The sequence below is a fragment of the Pseudonocardia sp. ICBG601 genome (assembly GCF_020496245.1).
In genome coordinates this window covers 2,356,058-2,374,968 of the sequence record NZ_JAHLJA010000148.1, presented here as the reverse complement: position 1 = coordinate 2,374,968, position 18,911 = coordinate 2,356,058, and the positions used below count along the sequence as shown (strand labels likewise).

The 18,911-nt window shown below is 76.4% G+C and carries 21 protein-coding genes; 2 read left to right on the top strand and 19 right to left on the bottom strand.

Annotation, left to right across the window (positions count from 1 at the left end; genetic code table 11):
* Positions 1-228: 228 nt before the first annotated feature.
* Positions 229-1,104: a M23 family metallopeptidase gene (locus KPL57_RS40675; protein WP_226355757.1), complete on the top strand. Its 876-nt coding sequence runs from the start codon at positions 229-231 to the stop codon at positions 1,102-1,104.
* Here KPL57_RS40675 and KPL57_RS40670 read toward each other — a convergent pair.
* The 10 genes from KPL57_RS40670 to trmD all read right to left on the bottom strand — a co-directional run bounded on the left by KPL57_RS40670 (position 1,061) and on the right by trmD (position 11,380).
* Positions 1,061-2,104 carry a FliA/WhiG family RNA polymerase sigma factor gene (locus KPL57_RS40670; RefSeq protein WP_226355756.1) on the bottom strand — a complete coding sequence of 348 codons (1,044 nt, stop codon included), beginning with the start codon at positions 2,102-2,104 and terminating at the stop codon, positions 1,061-1,063. The two genes, KPL57_RS40675 and KPL57_RS40670, sit on opposite strands and share 44 nt — an antisense overlap.
* Entirely contained in the window at positions 2,079-3,152 is a 1,074-nt protein-coding gene (locus KPL57_RS40665; protein WP_226355755.1) for a tyrosine-type recombinase/integrase, read from the bottom strand. Before KPL57_RS40665 ends, KPL57_RS40670 begins: the two co-directional genes overlap by 26 nt.
* Before the next feature lie 31 nt (positions 3,153-3,183).
* Positions 3,184-4,365: a DNA-processing protein DprA gene (locus KPL57_RS40660; protein ID WP_226355754.1), complete on the bottom strand. Its 1,182-nt coding sequence runs from the start codon at positions 4,363-4,365 to the stop codon at positions 3,184-3,186.
* The gene (locus KPL57_RS40655; protein WP_226355753.1) at positions 4,362-5,876 is read right to left on the bottom strand and encodes a YifB family Mg chelatase-like AAA ATPase; all 1,515 of its coding nucleotides are present in this window, start codon (positions 5,874-5,876) and stop codon (positions 4,362-4,364) included. The genes KPL57_RS40660 and KPL57_RS40655 overlap by 4 nt, the downstream gene beginning before the upstream one ends.
* A complete protein-coding gene (locus KPL57_RS40650) occupies positions 5,876-6,238 on the bottom strand; it encodes a YraN family protein (RefSeq protein WP_062401027.1) in 363 nt (120 codons plus the stop codon). The genes KPL57_RS40655 and KPL57_RS40650 overlap by 1 nt, the downstream gene beginning before the upstream one ends.
* Before the next feature lie 134 nt (positions 6,239-6,372).
* Positions 6,373-6,696 carry a DUF2469 domain-containing protein gene (locus KPL57_RS40645; RefSeq protein WP_020627284.1) on the bottom strand — a complete coding sequence of 108 codons (324 nt, stop codon included), beginning with the start codon at positions 6,694-6,696 and terminating at the stop codon, positions 6,373-6,375.
* Entirely contained in the window at positions 6,693-7,463 is a 771-nt protein-coding gene (locus KPL57_RS40640) for a ribonuclease HII (protein ID WP_226356680.1), read from the bottom strand. The genes KPL57_RS40645 and KPL57_RS40640 overlap by 4 nt, the downstream gene beginning before the upstream one ends.
* A gap of 92 nt (positions 7,464-7,555) precedes the next feature.
* Positions 7,556-9,805, bottom strand: coding sequence for a signal peptidase I (gene lepB / locus KPL57_RS70690; RefSeq protein WP_226355752.1), 2,250 nt, complete (start codon positions 9,803-9,805; stop codon positions 7,556-7,558).
* A gap of 42 nt (positions 9,806-9,847) precedes the next feature.
* Positions 9,848-10,204: a 50S ribosomal protein L19 gene (gene rplS, locus KPL57_RS40630; protein ID WP_226355751.1), complete on the bottom strand. Its 357-nt coding sequence runs from the start codon at positions 10,202-10,204 to the stop codon at positions 9,848-9,850.
* A 399-nt stretch (positions 10,205-10,603) separates the two neighbouring features.
* Positions 10,604-11,380 carry a tRNA (guanosine(37)-N1)-methyltransferase TrmD gene (trmD, locus tag KPL57_RS40625; RefSeq protein ID WP_226355750.1) on the bottom strand — a complete coding sequence of 259 codons (777 nt, stop codon included), beginning with the start codon at positions 11,378-11,380 and terminating at the stop codon, positions 10,604-10,606.
* Positions 11,381-11,431: 51 nt separating this feature from the next.
* Here trmD and KPL57_RS40620 point away from each other — a divergent pair, with 51 nt between their 5' ends.
* Complete coding sequence (locus KPL57_RS40620; protein ID WP_178376860.1) at positions 11,432-12,190, top strand: MgtC/SapB family protein; 759 nt, start codon at positions 11,432-11,434, stop codon at positions 12,188-12,190.
* 31 nt (positions 12,191-12,221) lie between these two features.
* On the opposite strand, the gene KPL57_RS70685 is transcribed toward KPL57_RS40620, so the two are convergent.
* The 9 genes from KPL57_RS70685 to KPL57_RS40575 form a co-directional block, all read right to left on the bottom strand.
* Positions 12,222-12,761, bottom strand: coding sequence for a Clp protease N-terminal domain-containing protein (locus tag KPL57_RS70685; protein WP_226355749.1), 540 nt, complete (start codon positions 12,759-12,761; stop codon positions 12,222-12,224).
* A 13-nt stretch (positions 12,762-12,774) separates the two neighbouring features.
* Positions 12,775-12,990, bottom strand: a complete 216-nt coding sequence (locus tag KPL57_RS40610) for a helix-turn-helix domain-containing protein (protein WP_062401017.1) — start codon at positions 12,988-12,990, stop codon at positions 12,775-12,777.
* A 96-nt stretch (positions 12,991-13,086) separates the two neighbouring features.
* Complete coding sequence (gene rimM, locus KPL57_RS40605) at positions 13,087-13,638, bottom strand: ribosome maturation factor RimM (protein WP_226355748.1); 552 nt, start codon at positions 13,636-13,638, stop codon at positions 13,087-13,089.
* On the bottom strand, positions 13,635-13,865 hold the full coding sequence (locus KPL57_RS40600; RefSeq protein ID WP_149663515.1) for an RNA-binding protein: 231 nt from the start codon (positions 13,863-13,865) through the stop codon (positions 13,635-13,637). The genes rimM and KPL57_RS40600 overlap by 4 nt, the downstream gene beginning before the upstream one ends.
* Before the next feature lie 5 nt (positions 13,866-13,870).
* Complete coding sequence (gene rpsP, locus KPL57_RS40595) at positions 13,871-14,374, bottom strand: 30S ribosomal protein S16 (RefSeq protein ID WP_226355747.1); 504 nt, start codon at positions 14,372-14,374, stop codon at positions 13,871-13,873.
* 147 nt (positions 14,375-14,521) lie between these two features.
* The gene (locus KPL57_RS40590) at positions 14,522-15,454 is read right to left on the bottom strand and encodes a CPBP family intramembrane glutamic endopeptidase (RefSeq protein WP_226355746.1); all 933 of its coding nucleotides are present in this window, start codon (positions 15,452-15,454) and stop codon (positions 14,522-14,524) included.
* Entirely contained in the window at positions 15,451-16,569 is a 1,119-nt protein-coding gene (locus tag KPL57_RS40585) for an amidohydrolase family protein (RefSeq protein ID WP_226355745.1), read from the bottom strand. Before KPL57_RS40585 ends, KPL57_RS40590 begins: the two co-directional genes overlap by 4 nt.
* A 15-nt stretch (positions 16,570-16,584) precedes the next feature.
* The gene (ffh, locus tag KPL57_RS40580; RefSeq protein WP_062401008.1) at positions 16,585-18,153 is read right to left on the bottom strand and encodes a signal recognition particle protein; all 1,569 of its coding nucleotides are present in this window, start codon (positions 18,151-18,153) and stop codon (positions 16,585-16,587) included.
* A 10-nt stretch (positions 18,154-18,163) separates the two neighbouring features.
* Positions 18,164-18,802, bottom strand: a complete 639-nt coding sequence (locus tag KPL57_RS40575; RefSeq protein ID WP_226355744.1) for an AAA family ATPase — start codon at positions 18,800-18,802, stop codon at positions 18,164-18,166.
* Between the last annotated feature and the right edge of the window lie 109 nt (positions 18,803-18,911).

Sequence of the window (18,911 nt, the reverse complement as noted above, 5' to 3'; positions counted from 1 at the left end):
CCGCCCGGCCTCCGCTCCCGACGCCGTACCCTGGGGGAACGGCGCAACGGGCGAGCGGGCGCGCGAAGTCACCACGACGGACGTGGTGCGGGCTCCAGTGTACGCCGGGGCCTCCGGGCCGATCGCGGCGGAGCCCGGTTCCGGCGGCGGCTGTCCACAACCGGCCGGTACGTCCACAGGACGACGGTCCACCCCGGCGACGAGCGGTCGTCGCCGCAGGCTGGACGGGTGCCTCTCCCCTCGCCGTCCGCTCCCCCGCCCCGGGGCCCCCGTCACCTGTCCCGCCCGGGATGGCGGGCCGGGCTGCGGGCGGGCGCGGTGCTGCTCGCCGTGGTGGTGACCGGAGTGGCGCTCGTGCCGCCGGGGGCGGCGGTCGCCGCACCGGTGGCCCCCGCACAGGTGGCCCCCGCGCCGGTGGTCCCGGCACCGGTGGTCGCGGCGTCGGTGGTCGCGGCGCGGGAGACCGCCGTCCCGACTCCGGAGCCACCTCCCGGGGCCGACGGCCTCCCGCCTCCGCCCGGCGGCGGGCCCGCTCCGGGCGGGCCCCCGGACGGGACGGGCCCGGCGCCCGCGCCGCCGCGGCCGCCCGGAGCGGGGATCCCGGCCCCGGGGGCGGACTACGCGTGGCCGCTGCTCCCGCCCCCGGCGGTCACCGCGGTGTTCCGCAGGCCCGCGTTCCGCTACGGCCGCGGGCACCGCGGCGCCGACCTCGCCGGCTCCCCCGGGCAGGCGGTGCTCGTCGCACGGGAGGGGGTGGTGGTGTTCGCCGGGCGGATCGCCGGGCGCGGCGTCGTCTCCGTCGACCACCCCGACGGGCTGCGGAGCACCTACGAGCCGGTGACCGCCGCCGTCGTCGCCGGGGCGCGGCTCGCCGGGGGCGATCCGGTGGGGACGCTGGAACCCGGGCACACCGGGTGCCCGGTCGCGGCCTGCCTGCACTGGGGCGTGCGCCGGGAGCGGCTCGACCACCTGGACCCGCTGGTCCTGCTGCGGCCTCCCCGGGTGCGGCTGCTGCCCTGGGAGGGGGCGCCGGAGCCCGCGGAGGGCGCTCCGGACGGGGTCAGCCCGCCAGCGCCGGCTCCATCGTCGCCCGCAGCCGGGTGATCATCCGGGCGTGCAGCTGGCAGACCCGGGACTCGGTGACCCCGAGGACCCCGCCGATCTCGGCCAGCGTCCGGTTCTCGACGTAGTAGAGGCGCAGGACCAGCCGGTCCCGCTCCCCCAGCAGCCCGATCGCGGCACGCAGCTCCGCCCCGGTCTCCCTCCGGACCGCCGCGGTCACCGGGTCCACCGAGTCGTCGGCCGGGAGCGTCGACAGCGGCGAGCCCGCCGGGCCGCCCGCGCCGAGGTCCTCGGCGCTGACCAGGTACATCGGCCGCCGGGCCTGACGGAGGTCGCGCACCGCGACGCCCAGCTCCGCGGCGAGCTCGCCGTCGGTCGCGGGGCGCCCGGCGCGGAACTGCACCGCCTCACGGGCCCGTTCGACCTCGCGGCTGCGCGCCCGCACGGTGCGGGGCACCCAGTCCTGGGCACGCAGCTCGTCGAGCATGGCGCCCCGGACCCGCTGGGCCGCGTAGGCCTCGAAGCGGATCCCGCGTGCGGGGTCGAACCGGTCGACGGCCTCCATCAGGCCGAACGTCCCGGACTGCAGCAGGTCGGCGAGCTCGATCGACGACGGCAGCCGCACCGCCAGCTTCGTCCCCACGCCGCGCACGAGCGGGGCGTGGTGCTCGACCAGGCGTCGTCGCGCGGCGGGGGCGCGGGTGGCGAGGAACTCGCGCCACAGCGGCACGACCGCCGGCTCTACGGTCTCGTTCAGGTGACCCGGTGCGCCGTCGGGCGTGTCGCGGGGCGCCCGGACCGTCGCCGGGACGAGCGCGATGCACGCCGGGGCCGCGCCCGCCGGCGGTCGTCCGGTGGTGGCGTCGAGGGGGCCGCGGCGCGGGTGCCCGGGTGGGTCGGGGACCGGTCCGAGGACGGCCGCGCGGGGCGTGTCGGCCCCCGCGGCCCTCCGGTCGAGGGCCGTGGCCAGGGCGGTGGGGAACGCGTCGGGACGGCGGGACGTCGTGGGGGACGCCTCAGGCCCGAGGGTGCGCCTGGTCATGAACCACCTTCAACCGGTCGACGGTCACATGCGTGTAGAGCTGTGTCGTCGACAGCGTAGCGTGACCGAGTAACTCCTGTACGTAACGAAGGTCGGCTCCGCCCTCGAGCAGATGGGTCGCCGCGGCGTGCCGCAGACCGTGCGGTCCGACGTCGGGGACGCCCGGTACCGCCCGGATCGCGCGGTGCACGACGGTCCGTGCGACGCGCGGGTCCAGCCGCCCGCCCCGCACGCCCAGCAGCAGCGCCGGCGGCGACGACGGGGTCGCCAGCGCCGGTCGGCCGTGGTCGAGCCAGCGGCGCAGGGCGCGTGCGGCGGGGACCCCGAACACGACGGTCCGTTCGCGGTCGCCCTTGCCCCGGACCCGCAGCGTACGGGCGGACTCGTCGACCGCCCCGACGTCCAGCCCGCACAGCTCCGCGACCCGGATCCCGGTCGCGTAGAGCAGTTCGAGGACCAGCAGGTCGCGCAGCGCCTCCGGGGCGTCCTCCGCCGCTCCGGAGGTCACGGCGGCCAGCACCGCCGCGGTCTCCGCCGCGCCGGGCACCTCCGGCAGGACGGTGCCCGCGCGCGGCGACCCGAGCCGGGCGGCCGGGTCGTGGTCGAGCCGCCCGGTGCGCACCGCCCAGGCGCAGAACGTGCGGGCCGCGGCGGTGCGCCGGGCGACGGTGGCCCGCCCGGCGCCGGCGGCGTGCGTCGCGCCGAGCCGCCGGCGGAGGTGGTCCAGGTCGAGCGCTCCAAGGCCGGGGAGCCCGCGGAGCAGGTCGGTGAGGTCCGAGCGGTAGCCGCGGACGGTGTGCGGCGAGCGGTTCCGCTCGTGGCGCAGGTGCCCGGTGAACTCCTCGAGCGCGGTGGCGACGTCCGGCGCGAGCCCGTCACCCGCGGCGGCCCCGCCACCCCCTGTGGACCCGTCGCCCGCTGCGGACCCGTCACCCGCGGCACGGGCGCCCGCGGGACCCACGGCCGGCCCGTCGACCGCGCCGGGGACCGGCTCGGTGGCCGTGGGACCGGACGACCCCGCGGGACCGGAGGACTCTGTGCGCGCCATGCCCGGACGGTCCGCCGCCGCGGGGCCCCGGTCAAGGACCCGCCCGGCGTGCCGGACGCTGCCACAGCCCCTGGTGGTACTCGGCGAGCCCACGGTCCTCCAGCTCGGTCAGCGCCGCGCGCAGCTCGTCGGGGCCGACGCCCGCGGCCTCCCCGATCCGTCCCGGCGGCCACGCGGCACGGGCGGGCAGCGCGTCGTGGACCGCCAGCACCCGCGGGTCGAGCCCGTCGGTCGGGCGGGACTCCCCCTGCGGCGGCAGGGCGAGGTCCACACCCAACCGGCCGACGACCTCCAGGACGTCCTCGGGCCGCCCGACGAGGCCCGCCTGGTGGGTGCGGACCAGCTCGTGGCAGCCGACCGACATCCCCGAGGTCACCGGGCCCGGCACCGCCATCAGCGGGCGCCCGAGCGCGGTCGCGTCGGCGGCGGTGCGCTTCGTCCCGCTGCGTGCCCCGGCCTCGACGACGAGGGTCCCGACACCGAGTGCGGCCAGCAGCCGGTTGCGGACGAGGAACCGCAGCCGCCCGGGGATCGTGCCGGGCGGGTACTCGGTGAGCACCAGACCGGTCGCGGCGATCCGTTCCAGGAGACCGGTGTGCGCGGCCGGGTAGACGCCGTCCGGGCCGCAGGCCAGCACGGCGACCGTCGCGCCGTCGACGGCGAGCGCCCCGCGGTGCGCGGCCGCGTCGATCCCGAACGCGGCGCCGGAGAGGACCGCGACGCCGCGCCGGGCCAGCGTCGCGGAGAAGTCCGCGGCCACGTTCAGCCCGTACGGGGTCGCGGCACGCGACCCGACGACGGTGACCGACCGGTCGGCGAGCGTCGCGATCTCCCCCGGCCCGCGCGCCCACAGCGCGATCGGGGGCGCGAGGTCGGCCCGCGGGGCCTCGGCGAACGACCGGAACGGCCACGACGGCCAGCCCGGGTCCTCCGGCACGAGCAGCCGGGCCCCGGCGGCCGCGGCCGCCTCCAGGTCGGCCCCGGAGTGGTCGGTGCCCCGCCGGGCCGCCGCGGCGCGCAGCAGCTCGTCGGGGACGGCGCCACGACGCAGCCGGTCGGCCGCCTCGACCGGCCCGTACCGGTCGACCAGGGCGACGAGGTGCCGGTTCGGCGGTTCGACGCAGCGCAGCAGGTAGGCGCGGGCGCGCAGGACATCCTCGGGCACCGTGCCTGCGTCGGTACCCGGGCGGACGGCCGGGACCGGGGCGCTCACGCGGCACCCCGCTCACGGAAGTACAGCGCCGCGTCGACCAGGCCGCGGTCGGGCCGGTCGGCTCCGGCGAGGTCGCTGAGCGTCCAGGCGACCCGCAGCGCGCGGTCCGCGCCGCGGGCGCTGAGATCGCCGGCCCGCAGCCGGGCCTCCAGTGGTGCGATCACCCGGGCGGGCAGCGGGAAGCGGGTGCGCAGGGCGGGGCCGGGCACCTCGGCGTTGCACCGCCACCCGTGCTCCGACCAGCGTGCGACGGCGGCGGCGCGGGCGTCGAGCACCCGGCGGCGGACGGTCGCGGTGTCCTCGCCCCGCTGCTCGGTCACCCGCAGCGCGGTCACCGGCTCCATCGCCACCCGCAGGTCGACCCGGTCGAGCAGCGGGCCGGACAGCCGGGACATGTAGCGGCGGCGGACGTCGGGGCGGCAGGTGCAGTCGCGGTCGATCGGCGGTGCGCACGGGCACGGGTTCGCCGCGAGGACGAGCTGGAACCGGGCCGGGTAGCGCACGGTGCCGTCGGCGCGGGACAGCCGGACCTCGCCCTCCTCCAGCGGGGTGCGCAGCCCGTCGAGGACCGAGGCGGGCCAGTGCGGGCACTCGTCGAGGAAGAGCACCCCGCGGTGGGCCAGCGACACCGCACCGGGCCGGGCGACGCCGCTGCCCCCGCCGAGCAGCGCCGCGGCCGACGCCGAGTGGTGCGGCGCCACGAACGGCGCACACGTGCTGAGCGCCCCGGTGTCGCCGAGCCTGCCGGCCACCGAACGGATCGCGGCGAGCTGCAGCGCCTCGGCGCGGTCGAGCTCGGGCAGCAGCCCCACCACGCGCTGGGCCAGCATCGTCTTGCCGGTGCCGGGTGGGCCGACCATCAGCAGGTGGTGCCCGCCGGCGGCGGCGATCTCCAGGGCGCGCCGGGCGTCGTGCTGGCCGAGCACGTCGGCCAGCTCGGGCGCCGCGACGGCCGGGGCATCCTCCTGCCCGCCGTCGTGCCGGTGCAGCAGCCGGTTGCCCGCCGCCCAGTCCAGGACGTCGCCGAGGCTGTCGGCACCGAACGCCTCGATCCCGTCGACCAGCGCGGCCTCGGCGAGCGCGGCACGGGGCACGACGGCGCGGACCATCCCGGCGTCGCGCGCGGCGAGCAGACAGGGCAGCACGCCGAGCACCGGGCGCAGCCTGCCGTCGAGGGCGAGCTCGCCGAGCAGCGCGGTGCCGCGCAGCCGGTCGGGCGGCACCGCGTCCGCGGCGACGAGGACGCCGAGGGCCAGGGCGAGATCGAACCGGCTACCGGTCTTGCGCAGGGTCGCCGGGGAGAGGGCGAGCACGATCCGCTCGTTGGGCCAGGTGCGGCCGGAGTGCACGATCGCGGACCGGACCCGGTCCTTGGACTCGTTGAGGGCGGCGTCGGGCAGGCCCACGAGGTGCACGCCGGGCATCCCGCCGCCGATGACCGCCTCGATCTCGACGGGGACGCCGTCGACGCCGTGCAGCGCCACCGACCAGATCCGTGCCGGGGGCCGCATCAGAACGCCGCCGGGTAGTGGGTGAGCGTGACCGGCCGGCCGGGCCGGATCAGGACCGCCACGACGTCGAACCTGATCTCGACCCAGCTCACCCGGTGGGCGGCCATGAACGCCTTCGCCAGCAGCCGGATCCGGCGTGTCTTGCGGCGGGTCACCGCCTCGGCGGGCTCGCCGTAGCGGAGCCCGGAACGGGTCTTGACCTCGCAGAACACCAGCCGTTGCTGCGGGTCGACCGCGACGATGTCGATCTCGCCGTGCGTGCACCGCCAGTTGCGGCTGAGCACGACCATGCCGTGTGCCCGCTCGAGGTACTCGGCGGCGGTGTCCTCACCGCGGCGGCCGAGCTCGTCCTTCGCTGCCATGGGTCCACGATCGGGCCGGGTGGGCCCGTCGCGGGGGTGGATCGGCCGGCTGTGGACGGATCCGCCGGTTGGGGATGGGCACCGCCGGCCGCGCCGCCGGAGCGGCGGAACCGTCGGTGAGGTCTGCTACGCGCTCAGCCCGGGAACTGGTCGTCGTCGGGGAGCCGCAGGTCAGGGGTGTCGAGCTCCTCGATGTTGACGTCCTTGAACGTCACCACCCGCACGTTCTTGACGAACCGCGCCGGGCGGTACATGTCCCACACCCACGCGTCGGACATGCGGACCTCGAAGTAGACCTCGCCGTCGGCGTTGCGCGGGGCGACGTCGACGGAGTTGGCCAGGTAGAACCGACGCTCCGTCTCCACGACGTAGGAGAACTGGGCGACGATGTCGCGGTACTCCTTGTAGAGCGTGAGCTCCATCTCGGTCTCGTACTTCTCGAGATCCTCGGCGCTCACCGGCCCGCTCCTCCTGTGACGATCTCCAACGGCTCCCACGCCCCGACCGTGTCCTCCGGGTCTCCGGGGTCGGGTTCCTGCTCGGGGAGCGCCCCATTGTGGACCAGCCCCGCCGGGACCTCGCGCCCGGCCACCGCGGCGACGTTCGCGAAGGAGAACCGGTGCTCCGGACAGGGCCCGTGGGCGCGCAGCGCGGCCTCGTGGTCCGGGGTGCTGTAGCCCTTGTGCACGGCGAAGCCGTAGCGGTCGTGCTCGGCGTCGAGCGCGGTCATGATGCGGTCCCGGGTGACCTTGGCCAGCACCGACGCCGCCGCGATGCAGGCCGCCACCCGGTCCCCCTTCGGCACCGCGAGGGCGGGGCGGCCGAAGCCGCGGACCGGGAAGCCGTCGGTCAGGACGTAGCCGGGCCGGACCGCGCCCAGCGCGGCCACCGCGCGGCGCATGCCCTCGATGTTGGCCACGTGCACCCCGCGGCGGTCGACCTCGGCCGCCGGGATCACGACGACGGCGTGGTCCAGCGCCCGGGCGCGGATGCGGTCGTACCAGTGGTCGCGGGCGGCCGGGGTCAGCAGCTTGGAGTCGGTCAGCCCGTCGAGGGCCTTCGCGTCCGCGGGCCGCAGTACCGCCGCGGCGACGACCAGCGGCCCGGCACTCGCCCCGCGACCGGCCTCGTCGACGCCGGCGACCGGGCCGAGCCCGTGGCGCTGCAGGACCGTCTGCAGGGTCCAGGTGCCGCCGTCGCGGACGACGGCGCGCGGCGGACGCAGCCCGTCGGGCAGGACCCGTACGGGGCGTCGGCGGGCACGCGGCCGTCCGGTGGGACGGGCGCGGCTGGGCGGAACCGGCACGGTGCTCCCGGTCAGGCTCTCCGGCGCCACCCGTGCGGGGGGCGCGTCGCGGGCAGGAACCGCTCGGCCTCGGCACGGGCGAGCAGGGCGCGTCGCCGACCGGCCGCGAGCGGCAGGGTCCCCATGATGCCCAGCGCCAGCGGCAGCCCGCCGGGCAGCCCCGGGAGCCCGGCCGCCTCGGCCGTGGTCTGCGGGTCGACCGCGCTGACCCAGCCGAACCGGTCGAAGGGCAGCACGATCAGCCGGACCTTGCCGATGATGTTGGCCTCGGGGATGGGGCCGTGCCCGGCCGCCCGGGAGTCCGCGGAGTTGTTCCGCGAGTCGCCCATCATCCAGTACTGGCCCTCGGGGACCGTGATCGGACCGAACGGGATCTGCCGGGCCGGACCCGCTTCGGGCAGGTAGTAGATGTAGGGCTCCTCCAGCGGCTGCCCGTCGACGACGACCTGGTTGAGCGCGTCGCAGCAGGAGACGGTCTGGCCGCCGACGGCGATCACCCGCTTGACGAAGTCCTTCTCGTCGGGCGGGGCGATGCCGACCAGCGAGCCGAGCGACTGCAGGCCCTTGAGCAGCGGGTTCTCGGTGCCCTCGCCGCTGTAGGTCTCGCTGGCCCAGCCGTCGGTGCCGCGGAACACGACGATGTCGCCCGGGGTGATGTCGGTGAAGTTGTAGGTGACCTTGTCGACGAGCACGCGGTCGTTGTTGCAGCCGGTGCAGCCGTGCAGCGTCGTCTCCATCGAGCCCGACGGGATGACGTAGACCTTCGCGAGGAAGGTCTGGATGAGGACCGTCAGCAGGATGGCGACCCCGGCCAGGAGCAGGATCTCCTTCCAGAACGCCGTCTTGGGCTTCTCCTCGCCCGCCGCGGCCGCGGCCGAGCCGCGCCCGGTCAGGGCGGCGATCCGGCCGCCGATGCCGACGGGACCGCTGCGGCGCGCGGCGCGGCCACCGGTGGCGCGCTCCGGCTCGTCCGTCGCGTCCTGCGGGTCGGCGGGGGTGTCGTCGGGGTCCTCGGCCGGTTCCGCCGGGGCGGCGGCCGGGCGACGGCGGCGCGGGGGCCGCGCCGGCGCGTCGGCGCCGGGGTACGGGACCGCGGCGGTCCCGGGGTCGGCGTCGACGTCGTCGCCGACCGGGGCGGCGGCCGCGCGGGCACGCCGCGGGTCGGCCTCCGGAGGCACCCGGCGACGCGTGGTCGCGGCGGCGTCGGGGTCCGGCGGGACCGGGCGACGGGTGGTCGGGGCACCGTCGGCGTCCGGTGGGACGGGACGGCGGGTCGTCGGGGCGGCACCGTCGACGGGCGGGCCGGCGGGCCGGCGACCGGGGACACCACCGTCAGGGCGGGCGCCGTCGGAGTACTCGGCGGACGGGCCGCGGACGGGCGGACGGCCGGGGGCGCGACCGCGCGGGTCGGGGCGGCCGTAGCCCTCGGGAGCGTACCCGTCGGGCCCGTAGGCCTCGGGTGCACGACCGTCCGGCGCGTAGCCGTCGATGCCGTGGCCGCGGGGGGCGTGGCCGTCGGGGCCGCCGGGCACGGGGCCGGAGGGACCGAAGCCGGGGGCGGCGGGGGGCCGGCCGTTGCGCCGGGGCGCGTCGGGGCCGCGGAAGGGCGGTGCGGCGGACGGGTCGAACCCGGCGGCCCGGCGACCGGGCCTGCCGTCGGGGGCTGGCTGGTCGGGGCCCGGGCGGACGCCGTGACGACCGGTGCCCTCGGGGCGCCCGGCCGGCGGCGCCGGATGACGGGGGTCCGGGGCCTGCTCCGGGCGGCTGCCGGGCGGCGGCCACGGCCTGCCGTTCGGTGCGGCGCCGGGCTCGGAGCCGTCGGGCCGGTTCAGCCGGGCCGCGTAGCGGGCCCGCAGCGTGTCCGGGCCCTCGGTGGCCGGGGCGGGCCGCTCCTCGGGGAGCGGGCCGCCCGCGTCGACGCCGTGCCGCCCGGAACGTCCGGCGGCGAGCTCGTCGAAACCGTTGCGGTAGCGACGCCCGCGGGGACGGGCCTCGTCGGCGCCGTCCTCCGGGCCCGCGTGCCGGGTACGGACCCCGCGCGGTGCGCCCTCGGGCTCACCGTCCGCGGAGCCGTCCCGGGCCGGCACCCCGTGCTGCAGCGCGGTCCCGAGCAGCCACTGCTGCTCGTCACCGCCCGGTTCACCACCGGCGGGCGGCGGGTCCTCGGGGGCCCGCCGCCGACCGGGGCGCTCGGGAACATCGCTGCCGCGATACCGCCGGGGGCGGGCCCGGCGGTCGTCGGGGAGCTCGGGGAAGGCCACGCGTCGAGATTACGTCACCGGTCCGTCACGACAGGGTGACGGTCAGGACGCGGTGGTCTCCCGACGCTCCTTGATCTTCGCGGCCTTGCCGCGGAGGTCGCGGAGGTAGTACAGCTTCGCCCGGCGGACGTCACCGCGGGTGGCGACCTCGATCTTCTCGATGTTCGGCGTGTGCACCGGGAAGGTGCGCTCGACGCCGACGCCGAACGAGATCTTGCGGACGGTGAAGGTCTCGCGGGCACCCGAGCCGTGGCGGCGGATGACGACGCCCTGGAAGATCTGGGTACGGGTGCGGCTGCCCTCGATGACCTTCACGTGCACCTTGAGGGTGTCCCCGGGGCGGAAGTTCGGGATGTCGGAGCGCAGGGTCTCCGCGTCCAGTGCGTCCAGGGTGTTCATGTCGACGGTCCGTCCTCGTGTGTCGTTCGTGCGGGTCGTGCGGTGCCGGTCCCGGGTCGATCCGGGATCGCGCCCGGGCCACGGGGCGGTCGTGCCGTACGGCGACGACGCTCCTCCGGTGGCGGGCTCGGTACGGCCGGCACCACCGGCGGGACCGGGGGGCACACGTGACCGTCACCGGGCACCACACGCGGCGCTGGCAACCCGTCCATAGTGCCAGACGGACAGATCGCCCCGGACACCCGGTGGTGCGAGGGCCTCCGGAGCGGCTCCGCGGGCCCGGTCGTACCGGACGGACCGGGCACCGCCGGTCGCCGGTGGGGGCCCGCCGGGCGACGGCGGAACGGTCCCCCGCGCCGGCCCCGGAGCCGAGCCGGGGACGCCCACCGGCGGGAACGCTCAGGCGGTGGGGGCGTCGGCGTCGTCGTCGGGGCGCCCGGCGGCGAGCACGGCGCGGTCGGCGGCGTCCAGGGCGTCCGGTCCGAGCGCGTCGAGCAGGTCGGGGCGCCGGTCCCGGGTCCGTTCCAGGGCCCGGTCGCGCCGCCAGCGGGCGATCGCGGCGTGGTTGCCGCCGCGGAGCACGTCCGGCACGGCCAGCTCCCGCCACACCTCGGGACGGGTGTAGGACGGGCCCTCGAGCAGCCCGTCGGAGAAGGAGTCCTCGGCGGCCGAGCGCGGGTTGCCCAGCACCCCGGGCAGCAGCCGGGCGACGGCCTCGACCATCACGAGCACGGCGACCTCCCCGCCGACGAGCACGTAGTCGCCGATCGACACCTCGTCGACGGTGATGCCGCGGGCCCGGGCGTCGAGCAGCACGCGCTCGTCGATGCCCTCGTAGCGGCCGCAGGCGAACACCAGCCGCTCCTCGGCCGCCCAGGCGTGCGCGGTGGCCTGGGTGAACGGCCGTCCGGCCGGGGTCGGGACGACGAGCCGGGCGGGCAGGTCGGGGGTGGCCAGCACGTCGTCGAGGGCCTCGCCCCACACCTGGGGGCGCATGACCATGCCCGGCCCGCCGCCGTACGGGGAGTCGTCGACGGCCTGGTGCACGTCGTGGGTCCAGTCCCGCAGGTCGTGCACCGCGACGTCGAGCAGCCCGCGGTCGATCGCCCGCCCCAGCAGTGCCTCGCGCAACGGCTGCAGGTAGGACGGGAAGATGGTGACGACGTCGATCCGCACGGCGCGGATCGTCGCAGGCGCCCGTCCCCCCGTGCAGAAGGAGGTCATGCGATGTCGGAATCCTGGGCCGAGCCACTCTGGTCGACGGCGGCGCAGTGGAGCCTGCTGCCGCCGGTGCTGCTCGCCCTGCTGCTGACGACCGCGATCGGCCTGGAGCGCGAGGCCGGTGCGAAGAGCGCCGGTCTGCGCACGCACGTGCTGGTCGGCGTCGGCGCGGCGGTGTTCATGGTCATCTCGAAGTACGGCTTCGCCGACCTGCTCGCGACCGAGCACGTCGCGCTGGACCCGTCCCGGATCGCGGCCCAGATCGTGTCCGGGATCGGGTTCATCGGTGCCGGGCTGATCTTCGTCCGGCAGGACGTCGTGCGCGGGCTCACCACCGCGGCCACGATCTGGCTGGCCGCCGCGGTCGGGACGGCGTGCGGTGCGGGCCTGGCCCCGCTGGCCGTCCTGGCGACGGCGGCACACTTCCTGGTGACCCGGGGCCTGCAGCCGGTCGCGCGGGTGGTGCGGCGGCACCGTCGTCGCCCGCCGGTGCTGCGGATCCGCTACGACGACGGCTACGGCGTCCTGCGCGGGGTCCTGGAGCGCTGCACCGCGGCCGGGTTCTCGGTGGCGGGGGTGGCCGTGCACCGCGGCTCGGTGGCCGCCGACGGCGTCCGGGTCGCGGCGCTGACCCTGCGTCTCGACGGCCGGGGCGACCTGCCCGGCCTGGCCGCCGCGCTGTCGGAGACCGACGGGGTGCGCTCGGCCGAGACCCGGGTGGACCCGACCGAGGACCCGGACGACCCGGACCGCGCCGACGACTGAGCCGGCGACCGGGCCGAGGACCGGGCCCGGCTCAGCCCGCCCGGCGGGGCCGCCGTCGCTCGACGGCGCGCCGGGTCCCGTACAGCGTCATCCCGTACCGGTCGAGCACCTGCGAGGCCGCGGTGTCCGGGTGCAGCAGCCCGAGCAGGACGTGCTCGGTCCCGATGAACCGGTCGCCCAGCCGGACCGCCTCCCGCAGCGACAGCTCCAGGACCTTCTTCGACGACTTCTCGAACGGGATGTGCCCGGCCCGGCGTCCGCGCCGGACCCGGTCGAGCGCCCCGGGCCCGAAGGCGTCCTCCGCGGCCCGCCGGACGGCGTCGAGGTCGATGCCGAGGGCGGCGAGCGCCTCGCCGTCGCGGGCCGGGTCGGTGGCGTGCAGCGCCGTCACCACCGCGGCCGTGTCGACCCCGGCGTCGGCGAGGAGCTCCTCCCCCGGCGTACCGGGACGCCCCAGGACCCCGAGGAGCAGGTGCTCCGGGCCGATCCGTGGCGCGCACCGCGTCCGCGCCTGCTCCTGTGCCGCGACGACGACCTCTCGGGCCTCGTCGGTGAACCGCTCGAAGAACACGTGCGTCTCCCCTCTACAGGCCGAGCCGGCGGTACTTCTTGTGCACCGCCTGCCGGCTGATCCGCAGTGCGTCGGCGATCTGCTGCCAGGACCAGCCCTGGTTGCGGGCGCTGGTGACCTGCAGCTCCTCCAGGGACTCCTGCAGCTCACGCAGGGCCACCACCGCCCGCAGCCCCACGGCCGGGTCCGTGCTGGACGCCGCCGCGGCCACCGCCGTCGCATCACTCATGCCTGTCAACATAGGTTGACAATCCGGTGCTGTCAACTCTGGTTGACATCGCGGCCATGAGAACGGCCCGGCACCACGGGGGGTGCCGGACCGGGATCAGTCCTCCGGGTCGAGCAGCCCGTCGGGCGGGTCGAGGACCACGCGTCCGCCCGCCACGTCGACGGTGGGCACGATCGCCCCGACGAACGGGACGAGTGCCTCGTGCCCGGCCGGCCGCCGGACGACCAGCAGTGACCCGCCGGGGCCGTGGACGACGTCGGTGACGGTGCCCGCCTCGGTCCCGTCGACCAGCTCGGCCCGCAGACCGGTCAGCTGGTGGACGTGGAACTCCTCCGGGTCCTCCGGCTCGGCGAGCGCGGAGGTCGGCAGCCGGAGCTGGACCCCGCGCAGGGCCTCGGCGGCGTCGCGGTCGGCGACGCCCTCGAAGAGCACGAGCCAGCGGCCCGAGTGGGCGCGCGCACCGGTGACGGTGAGCGGCCCGGGGCCCGCGGCGCGGGGCCGGTGGCCCTGCAGGACGGCACCGGGCGCGAACCGCTCGGCCGGTGCGTCGGTGCGGGGCTCGACGACGACCTCGCCGCGCAGACCGTGCACACGCACGACGACGCCGACCAGGACCTGGCCGGCGTCGTCGGGTGCGGAGTTCGTCACCGGTCGGTGTCGACGACGTCGACGCGCACGCCGCGACCGCCCACACCACCGATGACGTTGCGCAGGGCGGTGGCGGTGCGGCCACCCCGGCCGATCACCTTGCCGAGGTCATCGGGGTGCACCCGGACCTCGAGGATCCGGCCGCGACGCCCGGTGACCAGGTCCACCCGGACGTCGTCGGGGTGGTCGACGATGCCGCGCACGAGGTGCTCGAGCGCGTCCGCCATGAGAGTCACGACTGGGTCGACTCGGTGGCCGGCTCGGCCGCGTCCTTGGTCGCGTCGGCGACGTCGTCGCTCTTCGTCGCGGCCTCGGCCGGGGCGGCGTCAGCGGTCTTGCCGGCGCGGTCGCCACCCTTCTTCTTCGGGGTGGTGGCCGCGGTGGTCGGCTCCTCGTTCGCCGCCGCCAGCGCCTCGTTGAAGCGGGCCAGCTTGTCGACCTTCTCGGCCTGCGGCTTCAGGGTGCCCTCGGTGCCCGGCAGGCCCTTGAACTTCTGCCAGTCGCCGGTGATCTCGAGCAGGTTCTGCACCGACTCGGTCGGCTGCGCGCCGACACCCAGCCAGTACTGCGCACGGTCCGAGTCGATCTCGATCAGGCTCGGCTCGTTCTTCGGGTGGTACTTGCCGATCGTCTCGATGGCCCGGCCGTTGCGGCGCGTACGGGAGTCCGCGACGACGACGCGGTAGTACGGCTGACGGATCTTGCCCAGACGCATCAGCTTGATCTTGACGGCCACGCTGTGGTGCTCCTCGCGAATGTCGATTCGTGCTGCGATGAGTCAGCCGGCCTCGCGTGGGGTTACGGGCTCGCTCACTCGTAGGTGTCGGCCGTGGCAGGTAGAGGGCCGGCCACGGACCCAATCGGCCATTCTGCCAGACGTCGTTCAGACCGCGGGAAAGGCCCCGACCAGCATGAGGGCCAGGGCCAGCCCGGGCAGGAAGTTGTTGACCGCGTGGGCCACGATCCCGGCGGTGACGCGGCCGGTCAGCAGCCGTGCGACCCCCAGCGGCAGCGCGACGACGAACAGCAGCGGCGCACGCAGGAACTCCAGGTGGGCCAGCGCGAACACCGCCGTGGTCAGCACGAACACGACCCAGCGGTTGCCGACCCAGTGCGCGATGGCGTTCCACAGCAGGCCGCGGTAGACGATCTCCTCGCAGACCGGGGCGACCACGACGATGCCGACCATCACGGCCAGCGCGACCGGCCACGTCGTGCGGATGCCCTCGAAGGCGACGCCGACCGAGGTCGTCAGGTCCGGGCCGACCAGGTAGAGGTAGGCCAGCGCGGCCGGGATCGTCACGAACAGCCCGGCGACGCCGATCAGCAGCCCGATGCCGACGTCCTCCCAGCGGAACCGCAGGCCCAGGTCGGCCACGGGCCCGCTGCCGAACACCCGGGTCCAGACGACGCAGGTGAGCGCGGCCAGGATCGTCGGGACGACGATCGCGAGGAGGACCTCCTGCGCGGAGTCGACCTCCCCCAGGCCCAGCGCCAGCAGGAACGACGAGCCGAGGAACACGATCTCGACGACCAGGAAGGCGAGCAGCCCGCGGAACGGGCGCGGCGGGGGCGGCGACGGCTCGATCCCGAACAGCCCGCGCCGCGGCGGCGGACCGTACGGCGCGCCCGGGCCGTAGGGCCCGGGCCCGGCGGGGCCGTACTGCGCCGGCCCACCCGGCCACCCCGCGGGCGGCCACCCGGCGGGCGGCGGACCGGCGGGCGGCGGCGCGGTGGCGTCGGACGGGGTGGAGCCGGCCGGGTCGTCGGCGGAGGCTCCGGGCGGTCCCGGCGGCGAACCGGGCGAACTGCTCATGCCCCCGTTGATACCCGACGTCCGCGGATCAGGACCACCGACGGGGCCCGCAGCACGCCGAGATCCCCCCGCGGGTCGCGGTCGTACACGACCAGGTCGGCCGGCGCGCCGGGCACCGGACCCGCCGGGCGGCCCAGCCAGGACCGCGCGGCCCAGCTGGCGGCGCCGATCGGGTCCGGGTGCCCGGCGCGGGCCAGCTCGGCGATCTCGTCGGCGATCCGGCCGTGCCGGATGCCGCCGCCGGCGTCGGTGCCCGCGTAGACCGGGACCCCGGCCTCGATCGCGCGTCCGACGGTCTCCCAGGCGTGGGCGTGCAGGTCGCGCATGTGGCCGGCGTAGCGGGGGTACTTCGTCGCCTTCTCGGCGATGCCGGGGAAGGTCTCGACGTTGATCAGGGTCGGCACCAGGGCGGTGCCGCGGGCGGCCATCTCGTCGATGAGCTCGTCGGAGAGCCCGGTGCCGTGCTCGATGCAGTCGATCCCGGCCCGGATCAGCCCGGGCAGCGCCTCGGTGCCGAAGACGTGCGCGGTGACGCGGGCGCCGGCCCCGTGCGCCGCGTCGATGGCCTCGGCGAGCACCTCGTCCGGCCAGAGCGGGGCGAGGTCGGCCTCGTCGGGGCCCGCCGCGCGGTCGATCCAGTCCCCCACGAGCTTCACCCAGCCGTCACCGCGGGCCGCCTGGGCCCGGACCTCGTCGACGAGCAGGCGCGGGTCGTCGAGCTCGGCGGCGAGCCCGGGGATGTAGCGCTTCGGGCGGGCGACGTGCCGCCCGGCCCGGATGATCTCGGGCAGGTCATCGCCGGCCTGCAGCGGCGAGGTGTCGACCGGGGACCCGCAGTCGCGCAGCAGCAGGGTGCCCGCGTCGCGGTCGGTGCGGGCCTGCGCCGCGCACTCCTCCAAGTCGGTGACCGGGCCGTCCGGGCCGAGCCCGACGTGACAGTGCGCGTCGACCAGGCCGGGGACGATCCAGCCGTCGGTGACCAGGTCCTCCGCCCCGGGCAGCGGCTCCGGGCTGATCCGCCCGGAGCCGTCGACGTACAGGTCGGCGCCCGCGGCACCGTCGGGGCCCAGCAGCGTTCCGCGGAGCCGCCACCCCGCGGCCGGAAGATCGGTCATGGGTGGCGACCCTAGCTACTTCTTCTTGCCGAAGTTCAGCTTCGACGGGTCGAAACCGGGCGGCAGCTGGTCGAGGTTGCCCAGTCCGGGCGGGAGCTGCTGCAGGCTCGGCGGCAGGTTCGACAGGTCCGGCGCCCCGGCCGCGGCGCGGTTCGCGGGGTTGCCGCTGCGCCGGCCCTTCTTGGCCTGCCGGGCCTTGCGCGGGTTCTTCGGGACCTTCTTGGTCGCGCTGCGCCCACCGCCGCCGAAGCCGAACTGGCCGGCCATCTGCTTCATCATCTTGCGGGCCTCGAAGAAGCGGTTGACCAGGTCGTTCACGTCGGATACCGACACACCGGACCCGGTCGCGATGCGCTGGCGGCGCGACGCGTTGATGATCTTCGGGTCCTCCCGCTCGGCGGGGGTCATACCGCGGATGATCGCCTGCAGGCGGTCGATCTGACGGTCGTCGACCTGCTCGAGCGCGGCCTTGGCCTGCCCGGAGTTCATCCCCGGGAGCATGTTCAGGATGTTGCCGATCGGCCCCATCTTGCGCAGCTGCAGCATCTGCTGGAGGAAGTCCTCCAGGGACAGCTCGCCGGAGCTGATCTTCGCGGCGGCGGCCGCGGACTGCTCGGCGTCGAAGACCTGCTCGGCCTGCTCGATGAGGGTGAGCAGGTCGCCCATCCCGAGGATGCGCGAGGACATCCGGTCGGGGTGGAAGACGTCGAAGTCCTCGAGCTTCTCGCCGTTGGAGGCGAAGAGGATCGGCTGGCCGGTGACCTCGCGGACGCTCAGCGCGGCACCACCGCGGGCGTCGCCGTCGAGCTTGGTGAGCACGACACCGGTGAAGCCGACGCCGTCGCGGAACGCCTCGGCCGTGGCCACGGCGTCCTGACCGATCATCGCGTCGACGACGAACAGGACCTCGTCGGGCTGCACCGCGTCCCGGATGTCCGACGCCTGTCGCATCAGCTCCTCGTCGACGCCGAGGCGGCCCGCGGTGTCGACGACGACCACGTCGTACTGCTTGTCGCGGGCGTGCGCGATGCCGTCGCGGGCGACGCCGACCGGGTCGCCGGGGCCCTCGGGGAGCTCACCGGAGCCGGTGGCGCCGGGGTGCGGCGCGTAGGTCGGGACGCCGGCGCGCTCACCGACGATCTGCAGCTGGTTGACCGCGTTGGGACGCTGCAGGTCACAGGCCACGAGCAGCGGGGTGTGCCCCTGCCCCCGGAGCCAGCGCGCGAGCTTGCCGGCCAGGGTCGTCTTACCGGCACCCTGCAGACCGGCCAACATGATGACCGTCGGCGGTTCCTTGGCCAGGTGCAGCCGCCGCGTCTCGCCGCCGAGGATCGCGACGAGCTCCTCGTTGACGATCTTGACGACCTGCTGGGCCGGGTTCAGGGCCTGGGAGACCTCCGTCCCCTTGGCCCGGTCCTTGATGCGCGTGATGAACCCGCGCACCACCGGCAGGGCGACGTCCGCCTCCAGCAGCGCGATCCGGATCTCGCGCGCGGTGGCGTCGATGTCGGCGTCGGAGAGCCGGCCCTTGCCGCGCAGGTCGCGCAGCGTGGATCCGAGCCGCTCGGAGAGGGAGTCGAACACCCTTACCAGCCTACTTGGCCAGCGCCAGTCCCCCACGGGCACCGGAGCGATCCGTGCGACGGACCGAGGACCAGCCGGTCTCGGTGCCCGCCCGCAGGGCGTCGGCGGTGTCGCGGGCGCGCCGAGCGTGCGCCGCGAACGGTCGTGACCGGACCACCCGTCCGCGGGCGTGCTGGCCGTCGAGTGCCTGGTCGGGGGCGGTGTCGAGCCACAGCAGGTGCGGTGCGCGGCCGCCGAGCCGGGCCAGCGTGCGGACCGCGGCGCGCACCCGGGGCGCGGTCGCGGGCAGGTGGACCACGACGGTGTCCGCGGGGCCGAGGGCCGCGGTGACCACCGACGCCCGGTGGGTCAGGTGGGTCAGCCACCGGTAGGCCGGGTACGGCGTCGCGGCCGGGAGCAGCCGCGCGAGCACGGCCCGGGTGGCCCCGGAGTCGAGGACCCGGGTGCCGGCCGGGGCGTCGAGCCCGGCGAGCAGCGTGGTCTTGCCCGCCCCCGGCAGGCCCGCGACGAGCAGCAGCGTCCGCCCCGGCAGCACGACGACCAGGGGGTCCGTCGCGCCGCTGTCGGACGGGTCGGGGACGGCGGGGCGGGGCTCGGTGTCGTGGGTCGGCGGGACGGCACCGGTCGGCACGGCACGGGCGGTGGTCATGTGCGGTGAAACGGTCCGGACGCCCGGATCGTTCCGATCACCCGGAGTGTCCGCCCGGTCGCCGGTGATGATCACCCGGTCGGCCGCAGGGCCACGGGGCGGCTACCGG